2 protein-coding genes are annotated in these 13496 nt (G+C 68.5%); both read right to left on the bottom strand.

Annotation, left to right across the window (positions count from 1 at the left end; genetic code table 11):
- Positions 1 to 1506 (bottom strand): acyltransferase domain-containing protein (locus ACFU4Z_RS18975; protein ID WP_379064627.1); only part of this gene is annotated, 1506 nt, incomplete at its 3' end.
- 103 nt (positions 1507 to 1609) lie between these two features.
- Entirely contained in the window at positions 1610 to 13483 is an 11874-nt protein-coding gene (locus ACFU4Z_RS18970; protein WP_379064625.1) for an SDR family NAD(P)-dependent oxidoreductase, read from the bottom strand.
- Positions 13484 to 13496 lie beyond the last annotated feature (13 nt).

Raw genomic sequence — 13496 nt, 5'->3', positions numbered from 1 at the left:
GTGGGCGCCCCCCCCCGCGGGGGTTTGAAACCCACCGGGGGGAGTGCCGGGGGCGGGGGGCGGGCGGCGCCCCTGGTTGGGGGGCCGCCCCCCGAGGCTGTGGCCGAAGAAGGCGAACGGCAAGTCCGTGAGCGAAACCACCTGCGCCACTGCGGCATCCATCAATTCCCCGAATCCGCGCATCGGTGTCTGCCCGAGATGCCGGTGCCTGGCGGGCAATTCGACGGCGCACAACTCCACCCAATCGGGCAACCGGGTTCGCCACGGCGTGTAGGCCGCGGCCTTCCCACCCGCGAACGGCCAGCAGAACAGGCGAAACCGCGCAGGGGTGGCCTGCCGCCGATGCAGCACCAACCCGTCCGCGGTGTCGCCCCCACCGAATCCGAGTGATACGACCGGCCGTTCGGGTGATGGCGCGGTCCGTGGACTCAGCGTGGTTTGCGGAGTCGGCGTCGTCGGCTCGCTCGCCACCGACGGCGCGGGCCGCGCGCTCGATATGCGCGCCGAGGTCGGCTCCGTGCGCGCAGTCGCCTGCGGTGGCCTGGATTGGAACATCGCGAGATCACCAACAGTCACCAGTCGCGACACCTCCACCCCGACTGCCGCGAAAAACTTCGACAGGGGCGCCGAGGGGCCGATTTCGACGATCGCCGCGCCGGTGCGACCGAGTGCGCGCATATTGTCCTGCCAGCGAACCGGCGCGCTGATCTGGCGGACGAGATGGCCGGAGAGTGTCTCGGGCCGGTGGAAATCGCCGGTGAAGTTCGAGGTCACCACCGTCGCACGGTCCGCACGCAGCCGCGGCGCACAGTCGGCGACGTACCCGGCGAAGTCCGATTCGATCGACCGCATCAACCGGGAGTGGAAGGGTGCGCTCACCCGCAGCGGGACGAACCGCAGTTCCGGCAGACGCTCGGCGAGCAGCACTCTGGCTGCCGCGACAGCCTCGGTAGCGCCGCTGATGACGAGCTGCTCCGGCGAGTTGTCGTTGGCGACCTCGGCGCCGACCCCGGCGACGAGTTCGGCTACTCCGTGCGCCGTAATGTCGGGCAGGATGAGCGCGGCCATCGCACCACGGCCCTGCGCCACCGCCCGCTGCATGAGCGCACCGCGGGCCCGGACCAGTCGGACCCCGTCGGCGAACTCGAGGACGTCGGCCGCGACCAACGCGCTGTACTCGCCGAGACTGTGTCCGCCGAAGGCGACCGGCCGCACACCGCATTCGGCCGTCAGCACCCGGTGCGCCGCGATCTCCATGGTGAGCACGCACGGCTGGGTGTATTCCGTGCGATGCAGCCGCTGATCCCGTTCGGCACAGATCCGCAGCAGATCCTCCCCTACCGCCTCGGCCGCCTCCTCGAAAACCGCACGTGCGACCGGGAATTCGGCGCAGAAGTCCGCGCCCATCCCGACCCGCTGTGCGCCTTGACCAGGAAAGACGAGCGTGCACTCGGCATTCATCGCCCTACCTCCGCTGACCTCATCGGCGAGACGAACGCTGAGCACGTGCCTCTCATCAGCCCCGTACCTCCAGACGCAACTCCCCGTTCGTCGGGGGCCGAACGGTGGACTGCTCGAGACGGGTGGACTCGGGACGGGAAATGCCCGCTCATCGCGCCGCCTCGACGGTCGATTCGGCCGCCCTCGGCGCCGGGATGTAGCCGACCTCCGCGCAGTGGGCCAGATAGACCTGAACCAGCTGCTCGGTCGGCGGACAGTCGATGCCCGCCGCGCCGAGCACCCGCCGGGTGTACGCGCAATCGGCGTAGGAGCTCTCTTCGTAGTGGATGAAGCCGAAGAGCTCGATGCCGTATTTGAACATCTCCAGGGTCTGGCTGTCGTAGACCTCGCCGGTCCCGCGGCGATAGATTTCCCGTTCGGTGGCGCGGCGATGGAATTCCTCGAGCGGCACGAGATCTACGTCGTACCCGGCCTGTTGGACGTAGCGCACCACGTCGTAGTAGCGCCGGATGTCCGGGTTGGTCAGGTGGTAGGTCTCCCGATAGGTCGGTCGGCGCAACCCGATGTGCACGATGGCCGCGCTGACATAGTCGACCGGGGTGATATCCCAGTGCACCGGCGTCAGCATCGTCTCGCCGGTCTCGATCATCGTCTTGAGGATGTCGTAGTAGGCGCCCTTGACGCTCACCTCGGAGAACGGGTATCGCCCGGCGACGCTGTCGCCCATGATGTTTCCCGGACGCACGATGTCCCACAGCAGACCGCGCTCGCTCGCCGCCCTGATGAGTTTCTCGGACTCGTATTTCGTCTGCTGATACGGCAGATGGTCGTAGCCCTGGCTCAATTCGAGGTCGCGCTCGGTGAACGGCGGGTTGTTGACGTTGAGCCGGTCACCCAGCGCACTGAAGCTGGAGACGTACACGAGGTACCTACCACGCGACTGAAGCGCGAAATCGACAGCGCGCCTTGTGCCTTCGACATTGATCGGGGCGAGCGCGTCGTAGAAGGTGACGAGGGTGGTGCGGCCCGCGGCGTGGATGGTCAGGTCGACCTCTTGTGCGGTGCTGCGCCAGGTTGCCTCGTCCAGGCCGAACCGGTCGTTCGACACGTCTCCGAGCAATGGCGTGACCCTGGCCGCGAAGGCGCTGTCGAGCGCGCCGTCCGGGTCGTAGGTGGCGAGGAAGTGCTTGATCCGTTTCTCGGCCGCGGTCAACGAGGCGCCACGCACCAGGCAGGTCACCCGAACGTCGGTGTGCGCCAGCAGATCGTGTAGCACCTTGCCGCCGAGCACGCCGGTGACGCCGGTGATGAAGACCGATTCCACCGCGATCGGCGCATCCATGGAGACGACGGGGATGTCGTCCTGCGCATCGGCCGCGCGTGCGGCGGCCGTGCTCTGCGGAGCACCGATCGGCGGGGTCGAGGAAGCGACGATCCCTGCGGCAACGAGGTAGTCGGCGAGTGAGCTGATCGTCGGGTACAGCTCGATCGACTCCGCCGGAATCTTGACCTCGTGCAGCTTCATGAGCCGGTTGAGCATCCGCACCGTGGCCACGGAGTCGAAGCCGAAGTCGACGAAATCCGCGTCCAGCTCGAGTTCCGCCGGATCCGTTTTGGTGAGATCGGCGAAGATATCTCGGATCTGCTCCTGTAGTAGGGCGCGCAGCTCTTGGCCGGATTCCGCAGGCGCTGCGGGTTCTGGGTCGGCCGCGATCGGGAAGGCGGCCACCGCAACGCCGTTGCCGTCCGCGGTATCGGTGTTCGCCTCGCCCGGCTCCGGGATACTCTGCGCGGCCACACCATGGGGCCGGTGGCCGTTACGCGGGGCGGAATCGGTCAGCTCGGGGCGCTGCGCGACAACCGACTTCGCCACCAATTGCGGCGTCCCCGTGGGCTCGGTGCGGCGGCGGTAGTCCTCGGGCACGATCCAATGCCTGCGCCGCGCGAAAGGGTAGGTGGGCAGGCTGACGATGCGGCCGAAAGGGCGCTCGTAGACCTGTTCCCACTCCACCGTCCACCCTGCGGTCCACAATTCTGCCGCCCGCGGCAGGTTGCCGGAGCGCAGCAGGCCGCGCAGCTCGGTACGGTCCGCCTCGGATTCACCGGGCAACTCGTCGAGTTCACGATGGGTGCGGGCCACGCCTCGAAACACGAGCAGCCCCGCCGCGGGGGCCCGCGCGGCGGGATCGGCCGCACTCTCCAGCAGCTCGACCAGTTCCGCCGTCGAGGTGGCCACCACGGCGAGCCGATGCTCGAACGGCGCACGGCCGACGGCCAGTGTCCAGGCCACATCGGCCAGTGGCAGCGGGTTCTCCCGCAGCCGGCGAGTCAATCGGGCTGCTGCCTCGGTCAGGCGATCGGCGTCGCGCGCCGACAGCACCACAAGCCGCGGCCGGTCATCCGCCTCGGATGGTGGTAGCCGGTCGGCGTCGGTGAGAATCACATGGGCGTTGGCCCCGCCCGCACCGAACGAGCTGACCGAGGTGATCCGCGGTGTGCCGTCATCCGGCCGTGGCCATACGGTGGGTGTGCCGATAATCCGGAACGGAGTCGCGGCGAAATCGATCGCCGGGTTGGACGGGTCGCTGTGCAGGTTCGGCGCCATCGTGTCGTGCCGCAGTTGCAGCAGCGCCTTCACCACGCCCGCCGCACCAGCGGCCGCCTCCAGGTGCCCGACACTCGATTTCGCCGAGCCGATGCCGCAGTAGCCCCGCTCGGTCGTAGACCGGCGGTAGGCCCTCGTCAACGCCGCGATCTCGATCGGATCGCCGAGTGCGGTACCGGTGCCGTGCGCCTCGACGTAGCCGATGTCGTGGGCATCCACCCCGGCCGTGGTCAGTGCGCGGCCGATGAGCTCGGCCTGCGCGGTCGGATTCGGCACCGTGAACCCGTTGGTGCGTCCGCCGTGGTTGACCGCGCTGCCGCGGATCACGCCGTAGATCCGGTCCCCGTCGGCGCGGGCATGCCGTAAGGGCTTGAGCACCAGGGTAACCACGCCCTCGCCAGGCACGTAGCCGTCGCCGCCGGCGCCGAACGAGCGGCAGCGACCATCCGTGGAGGCCCACCGTCCGTAGCCGAGCAACAGGTACTTCCCAGGGTGGATCGACACATTCACACCGCCCGCGAGGGCATATGCGGATTCACCACGGCGCAGACTCTCGCACGCGAGATGCAGGGCGGTCAGCGAGGCGGAGCACGCCGTGTCCACCGCCAAGCTCGGGCCGCTGAAACCGAGGTGATACGAAACCCGGTTGGGGATGGCGAAATAGCCGGAGATCGGCACCCCGACGAAGGCCTGGTACTCGGCATACCCGACACCGGCGAAGACGCCGGCGTCGACCAGTCCGCGGGCCCGCGCGCCGGCCCGCACCCGGTCCGGCGAGTAGCCTGCGTCTTCCAACGCAGCCCAGGATGTTTCGAGGAACAGCCGCTGCTGCGGGTCCATCTCCTCGGCATCTTTGGGGGTGATCCCGAAGAACCGTGCGTCGAACTTGTCGACATCATCGATGAAGCCGCCCCAGTGCGCATAGGTGGTGCCGGGCTCGTCGGGGTCGTCGGAGTGGAAGGCGCGATGATCCCAGCGGTCCGGCGGCACCTCGATGATGCAGTCGCGGCCGGAAACCAGGTTGGCCCAGAATTCTTCGATGTCTTGCGCCATCGGGAACCTGCCCGCCATGCCGATGACGGCGATGCCGTCGTCCACGTCGTGCGTGGGGCTGGTGGCCGCACCATCGACAGTGGCTGTGGCGACTATGCCGGTCCCGGAGTCCGCCAGCTCGGGTGACGGGGTAGCGGCTTGCTCCGAGACGGGGGCGGAGTCCGCCGATGCGGTCGCCGCGGTGGCGTCGGCCGGCGCGTCGGGCGTGACCGGTCGCACGGCCTCGGTGCGCAGCGTCGCCAACCGTTCCGGGTGCTCCTCGGCGAGATAGCCCGCCAGCTCCCGGACGGTCTGGTACTCGAAGAACAGGGTGCTCGGCAGCAGTGCGCCGAAGTCCGTCTCGAGCCGATCGTTCATCCTGCTGATGAGTACCGAGTCGATCCCATAGTCCTGCAACGGAATACGTGTGCGAATCCGGTCGGCATCCAGTCTGCAATACGCGGCGAGCAAGCCCTTCAGATATTCTTCCGCGCTCGGCAGGAGGGCAGCCTCGACGGTGGGCGATTCGGGCCGAGACGCCTCGGCGGCAAATGTCGCTCTATCGATTCGGGACGATCGAGTCTCGGGTTCCGCGACTGTTGGTGCCGCGGTAGTGATCTCGGGTGCGGCGCCGTCGTCGGGCACCCAGCACCGTTCCCGTTCGAACTGGTATCCCGGTAGGTGTACCCGCTGTACGAATTCCGCTGACCAGCCTGTGAATTCGACCCGCTCCCCCGCGACCCATCGCCGCGCGGCCTCGCGCGGATCAGCAACCACCGTCGCGGTTTGCTCCGCACTGATGGTGTCGGGAATCAGACCGGTGAAAACACTTGCCGGAGTGTCGCCTTCGATGAAGTCGGCCAAGCGGGCCGCGAGACCGTCGACGGAATACGCGACGATCGCGAGGCGGTACTCGAAGGCCGCTCGGCCGGAGGCGAAGGTACGCGCGATATCTGGGAGCGCGACCTCAGGGTGCGCGGCCAGATGCCTGCGTAGCGCCCGCGCCGCGCGACTGAGGCTGCCCGGCGAGCGAGCCGAGAGCACCACCACTTGCGGTCCATCGCTGCCGGTGTCCCGATGGGGTGCACGAACCGGCGGGGGGCCGTCCACGACGAGATGGGCGTTGGTGCCACTGAATCCGAAGGAACTGACGGCGGCCCGCCGCGGCCCGTCCGGCCACGCACGCAGGTCGGTATTGACGAAGAACGGTGAATTCGGCAGATCCAGCAGCGGGTTCACCGAATCGACGTGCAACGAGGCCGGAATCTGCCCGGCGCGCATGGCCAGCAGCACCTTGAACAGGCTCGCCATCCCCGCCGCATGCGACGCGTGCCCGATGTTCGACTTCACCGAGCCGACCGCGATGGCGCCTACCGTGTCGGTGTAGTGGCGGAACGCCGAGGTGAGCGCCGCCAGCTCGATCGGATCGCCCAAGCGTGTTCCGGTGCCGTGCGCTTCGATGTAGCCGATGCTCGACGGATCGATTCCATTCGCCCGATAGACGTCGAGTTCCAGCTCGGTCTGGGAGCGGGTGCTCGGCGCGGTGATGCCGTTGGTGCGACCGTCGTGGTTCACCCCGATACCGCGAATCACCCCATGGATCGGGTCGCCGTCGCGTTCGGCCGCGGCCAACGGCTTCAATACCACCACCCCGACGCCTTCGGCGATGACGAACCCGTCGGCGGAAGCGTCGAAGCTCGCGCAGCGGCCGTGCGGCGACAGCATCCCCATCGATGCCGCCAGCAGGTGGTACTCAGGCGTCACGAAGACCGCCACCCCACCCGCCAACGCGAGCTCGGATTCACCGGTGGCGAGGCTATGGCAGGCCTGGTGCACGGCGACCAATGCCGACGAGCAGGCGGTGTCCAGCCCGAGACACGGTCCGGTGAGATCGAGATGGTAGGCCACCCTGGCGGGCAGGATCGCCGGGCTGTTGCCGGTGAACATATGGTGCGAACCGAACCCGGCGCGGTTGCGCAGCAGCGTCGCGTAATCGGATCCGGGTGACCCGGCGAATACACCGCATCGGCTGCGCCGCAACGACTTCGGATCGATGGCGGCGTTCTCCAGCGCCAGCCAGCTGTGTTCGAGGAACAACCGCTGCTGCGGGTCCATGTAGTCGGCCTCGGCGGGCACCAGATCGAAGAACATCGGATCGAAGCGGTCGACGTCGTCGAGGAATCCGCCCCATTTCGAGTAGGTCTTGCCCAGCGTCGCCGGTCCCGGCCGGAAGTAATCGGCGATCGGCCAGCGCGACGGCGGGACCTCGGTCACCGCATCCCGTCCGGCGGCAAGGTTTCGCCAGAATTCATCGAGGTTCGCGGCGCCGGGGAACCGCCCCGACGTTCCGATGACAGCGATATCCATGGACTGCGGAGCCGTCCTTCTCGCAGGGATCGACGGTGCTATCGCGGGGCGGGTGGATGCCGGCGTGCCGGGTGTTGTGGCGACCGGTGCGACGGTGTCGAGCACCGAGGCGGCGGCAACGGCAGACGCGGCGGCGATCGCGCCGTCGCCGGCGATCCGTCGGGTCAATTGCCGGACCGACGGATGATCGAAGACCGCTGTCGGCCGCAGTGCCAACCGGTAGCGGGCATTGACCCGGTCGATGATCTTGACCGCGAGAATCGAGTCGACGCCGTACTCGGACAGCGGCAGCTCGGGGTGCACGTCCGCGCCCGACACCCCGAGCCCCTGCGCGACCATACTGGTGATCTCGGCTTCGAGGCTCGAAATGTCCACCGAGTTCACCGGATCAGCTGACGCGGCCGGTGTCGCGATGACAGCCGCATCCCGCGGTGGGAGGTCGGCCGCCAGCGCGGGCACGCCGTCGCTCACCCCCGCCAGCAGGCGGAAGCTCGGCTCCGTGTCGGCGAACAGCCCCGGACCCCAAGCCCGCACGCCGGTGAAGCCTGCGTTCGTCAGCGCGACACGCCACTGATCCTCGGAGAGCAACGGCGAGTGCGCGATCCGCAGGTCGGGATCCCGATACCCGTGCCAGCCTTCGAGCAGTCCGAATGTCAGCGCGAGTACCTCGAGATCGGTCGTCGCCTCCGTGAACGCCAGCACACCCGCGGGCGCCAGGAGACGGCGGACGTGCTGCAAGGCGGGTCCGATCGCCCGCACCGCGTGTAAGACGTTGGCGCACACCACGAGGTCGGCGCTGCCAACGGGAAACCCCTGCACCACCGGATCGACCTCGATATCGAGCACTCCGAAACGCATTCCGGCCTGGCCTGCGAAGGTACGCCTGCCGTGCGCGACAAAGCTCTGCGCCACATCGGTGTAGTGGTATTCGAACGGCACTGCGGAGGCCACCAGCGCGGCCACCACGGCGTGTGTCGAACCGCCGGTACCGGCGCCGACTTCCACCACCCGCAGCGGGGGCGCACTGTCTGTCCGATCCTGGTTGTCTGCCCGTTCCCGCGCGATCGCCGCCACCAGATCTGCGAGCAGACCGTTGGCGAAGTCATAGGCCGCGTTCCCTCGGTAGATCGCGCCGACCAGATCGAGTTCGCCGCGCGGGAACAGCACCTCGGTCGCCGCCAGCTCGCCGCGCAGCACCTGTGGGTAGGCGGTCAGGCAGGCGTCGAGCAGCCTCACATACGCTTCGGTCTCGGGGAATCGGGCGAGCAGGTCCGCGCGCATCCACGTCGTTCCCGGAGGTGGCCCGGTGACCACGATCCCCTCGCCCGCGCCCCGCACCAAGCCGTGCCGGAGCAGGATGTCGAGGCAACTGGTGAGCAGTCGCTCGAAGCGGGCAGGCACAGCGAGCCGCCCGCGCACCGATTCGACCGACCACTCCCCTGCCGCGAGTCCGAGGTCGGTCAGCACGCCGAACAGTCGCACCGCCGCGTAGCGCCCCAGCTCCGCCTGTCCGGGCTCGCCGATCCCGCCCTGGCGCGGGCTGGACTCGAATCGTGCCACGGCCGCGTCGAATCCGGACTTCGGTGGCGCGATGATCCAGTAGTCCCGTTGATCGAAGGGGTATCCCGGCAGCGGTATCCGCCGGGCTGGTTCGGTCCAGTCGACGGCGGCTCCGGCGACCCACTGCCGTGCCGTCTGCTCGAGGGACGTCGCAGGCCCGAGTTCCGCCTGCTGCCCTCCGGTGCCGGGCATTCCGGTCACCACCGGGCTCGTCTGGTCGCTGAGATACTGCTCGAGCGCGATTGCCACCGCATCGGGGCCTGCCGCGACGACCGCGAGCCGATACGCGAGCGCGGGCCTGCCGACCTGCAGCGTGCGCACCGCGTCGGCGAAATCGGCGGGATCCAGCGCGCGAAAATGCCGCGCCATCGTCTCGGCGTGGCGCCGGAGCCGGTCGGCCGACCGCGCCGAGAGGACGAAGACCTCCGGTTCGCCTGTCACCGCAGGCCGCGCACGCTGGTCGATGAACTCCGCAAGCACCACATGAGCGTTCGCACCGCCCGCACCGAAGGCGCTGAGCCCCGCGCGGCGCGGCCTCGCGACGCCGTCGACGCCGGCGCGCGGCCAGTCTTCGAGCTGCTGGGGCAGATGGAACGGCACAGCGTCGAACGCGATCGCCGGATTCACCTGTGCGGCATGCAAGGTCGGTGCGATGCGGCCGTGCCGCAACTGCAGCAGCACCTTGGTGAGGCCCGCTATACCCGCGGCCGCCTCCAGATGACCGATATTCGATTTCGCGGAGCCGAGTGCACGCCCTCGACCCTCGCCGATGCGATGTACGAATGCCATTGCCAGGCCAGCGATTTCGATCGGATCACCGAGTGCGGTGCCGGTGCCGTGCGCCTCGATGTAGTCGATCGTCCCCGGTTCGACTCCGGCCGCGCGTAGCGCCTCGGTGATCACCTCCGCCTGGGCGCCGGGATGGGGCACGCTGTATCCGGCGGTCCGCCCTCCGTGATTCACCGCGCTGCCCAGCACCAGGCCGTGGATGGTGTCGCCGTCGGCGAGGGCGGTACGCAGCGGTTTGAGGTAGACCGCACCCACTCCTTCGCCGGGCACGTAACCGTCGGCCTCCGCACCGAACGGCCTGCACCTGCCGGTGTCCGACATCATGCCCACACTGCTCAGCAGTAGAAACTTGTCCTGGTGCAGCAGCAAGTTCACACCGCCGACGATCGCCGCGTCGCACTCGCCGTCCAGCAGACTGCGCCGGGCGAGATGCAGCGCGGTCAGCGATGCCGAACACGCCGTGTCCACGGTGAGGCTCGGCCCGCGCAGGCCGAGAGTGTACGACGTCCGGTTGGCGATGGACGACGGAATCGACGCCACCGCAACAGGATCGCCGGTCCGTGTGGCCTCCACTCCGAGTAGCCGGTAGTCGCTCCAGGTCGCGCCGACGAATACGCCGACCCGCCGATCCCGGACGGCCGGATTCTCGTGGTGGTAGCCGGCGTGTTCGAGTGCCGCATACGCCTGCTGGAGGAACAGCCGCTCCTGTGGATCCATGAGTGGGGCGTGCGCGGGCGGGATACGGAAGAACTGCGGGTCGAAACCGGCCACGCCGCGCAGGAACCCACCCGTCATCGGTGGCGAGTCTGCCGGGCGATGGGTGGCGGTGAGCCACCACCGTTGGGCTGGGACCGGGCCGACCGCGTCGTGTCCGTCGCGCAGGTTGTGCCAGAACTCGTCGAGGGTGTCGGCATCCGGGTAACGGCCGCTGAAACCGACAATGGCTAGGGCTGTGTCGCTCTCGGCGCGGCTACTGTGCTGTTCGGATTCGGGTTCGGATTCGGTGGGGTGCGCGGCGGGAATCTCGGTTGGTGTAGTCGCAGGGGAGGTCGGACCCGGGCATAGTCGTGCACGCACGGCTTCCGCGTCGCCCCAGACGTAGGCCACTTGGGCGCGATCGGCCGACGCGGACGACATCAGCAGATCCAGCCCGATGTCGGTCGGCAGCAAGCCGATTCCCGCCCGCCCCAGTGCCTCGATCTGCTCGGTGGGCGGACGCATCCCGCCCTCGGCCCACAGTGGCCAATTGATGCTGATCACCCGGGGTGATCCCGCGATGTGGTCGTGCAGTTCGGCGAAGGCATCGAGATACCGGTTCGCCGCCGCGTAATCCGCTTGTCCCGGATTGCCCAAGACCGCGGAGACCGACGAGAACAGCACCATCAGGCGCGCCTCAGGGACCGCCCTGATGAGCCACTCGGAACCGCAGAGTTTCGGGGCGAGAACCGATCTCGCCGCATCGCCGGTCGTGCTGGTGAGCAGACCGTCGTGTAGCTCTCCGGCGCCGTGGTACAGCGCGTCGACACGCCCGAAGGTGGCGCGTGCGATTGTCGCGACTCGTTCGACGTCGGCGGCGACAGAGACGTCGGCCCGTACATGAACGGCTTCGCCGCCGAGGCCGGTGATCTCGGCGAGCAGCCTTGCCCCCGACTCGTCGAGCGGACCGCGGGACACCAGCAGCAGCCGAGCCCGGTATTCGCGGGCGAGCCTGCGGGCGAGCTGCTGACCGATGCCGCCGAAGCCGCCGGTCACGATCGCCACCAGGTGCTGTTCGAGCAGCGGGACGGCCGTTCTCGATGCGGCAATGGAGATTTCCTGTGGTGTCCGGACCTCGCGGCGGCCTGCGCGATAACGGATCTCGGTCGCCGCGTCGTTGTCGTCGATGGCGAGTTCGGCAGTGATCGTGGCATCGAGATCGGCGGCGGTGTCACACAGCACGGACCGGACGAGCGGCCGTGGCAGCTCGAGCCGGACGGTGCGCGCGAAGCCGCCGATCAACGCGCTGCTGAGCTTTCCAGGTGCGGACGCTGTGGAGAGGACCAGTACCCTGCGCACGGGCGCGTCCGGAGCATCCGCCGCGGCTCGCACCAACTCGCGCAACGGGAGGTACACCTGCTCCGCGATCCGATGCGGGTCCACCTCGGTTGCCGTGAGGCGCGCACTCCACAGGTACACCGCCGCGTCGAAGGTTCGGCGGCGGGTGGACAGCTCGGTGAGCAGTAACCGCAGGTGCCGCGGGTCGGCCGGATCGACCACGAATTCGGAGGTACCGGAGACAAATTCACCACCCGGCCGAACGCGGACGACCATTGCCCGCCCCTGGTGCCGATACGGCTGGTCCGCGGTGTCGAAGACGAGCAGGCTGTCGGGCTCCCGCCGCCGGTGCGGCGACTCAACCGGCTGCCAATCGAACCCGAAGGTGACCACACTGTCTCGGCGCAGCACGACCGGCGCTGCGGCCACCGGTGCCGTCGCGGCCGCACGGTACCGTGCGCCGACCGTGTCGGCCAGATACCCGGCGAGCGCATCGATGGTCTGGTACTCGAACAGCAGAGTCGGATAGAGCGGTTCACCGATCCGAGCCTCCAACTCCGCGGTCAAATGCAGGAGCCGGCTCGAATCGAGGCCGAGTTCATAGAAACCCACATCGGTCGCGATACCGGTGGCGTCGATGGCCGTCTCGGTGGCGACAAGCGCCACCAGGTCCGCGGTGATCACCGCGAGCGGATCCCGCGTATCCGCCCGGCTCGGCGCGAACCCGGTCTCGGCCGGCGCAGGTCCGATCGGACCGGTCGAAGCCGCCGTCGGCGGTGCCGCAGAGGACTCGGTCAGCAACCGATGGATATCCGCGCTGCCTCGAACGCGTTTGGAGGTCAGCCGGTATTCCGCGACCGGAACGCCCGCCTCGTCGTATAGCCGCACCTCGGCCCGCAATAGATCCTGGCCGTGGTCGCGCACCACGGCACGCACCAACACCCGCTCGGGCGTCGGGCGCCATGCCCGGACCTCGCTGAAGTGGATCGGAATGAACGCGCTGTCGTCATCGATGCCCAGTCGATGCGGATCGACGAACGGCACGATCGTCGACGCGTCCAAGAACGTCGGATGCAGCAGGAACCCGGGCAGGTGCGCCGCCCCTTCGGCGCCCAGCGTCAACTCCGCGGTCACCACATCCTCATGACGACCGAAAATGCCTGCGGCGCGCATGAAATCGCGATGCTCGATGCCACGACTGCCGCTCTGCCGATACATCTCGTCCAGGCCACGGGCCGCGACCAGCGCCGCCCGGACCGCACCCAGGTCCATGGGTTCCGCATCTGAGACTGAACCAGACTGTACGACAACACATTCGGCGACCAGTTCGATCGGCCCCGTCGGTTCGCCCGCGTCGAGCCGCTGCACATCGATCCGGATACGACCGCTGCTCGCCTCCACCCGGAACGCGATGCGCACCGCGCCGCCGGAGTCCAACACGACCGGCCGGTGAAAAAACGCCTCCCGGATCACCAGGTCCGCAGGCGCGTAGCCTGCCGCCATCGCGGCACGCAGAATCATGTCGAGATACACCACACCGGGTAGGATCCGCACCCCGTGCACCCGATGGTCCCGCACCACCGGATCGTCCGCGAGAACAGTGGTGGCAAAGCTGTCCAGCCCGATCCCGCTCATGCCAGCGCCTCGC

Origin of the sequence: Nocardia sp. NPDC057440, from assembly GCF_042802915.1 — a bacterium.
Lineage (GTDB): Bacteria > Actinomycetota > Actinomycetes > Mycobacteriales > Mycobacteriaceae > Nocardia.
The sequence above is the reverse complement of the archived record's forward strand: the minus strand, read 5'-3'. Positions and strand labels throughout refer to the sequence as shown.

Bases quoted from the DNA above. Each gene is read 5' to 3' on its own strand.
- ACFU4Z_RS18970 (WP_379064625.1), bottom strand. From the start codon at position 13,483: ATGAGCGGGATCGGGCTGGACAGCTTTGCCACCACTGTTCTCGCGGAC.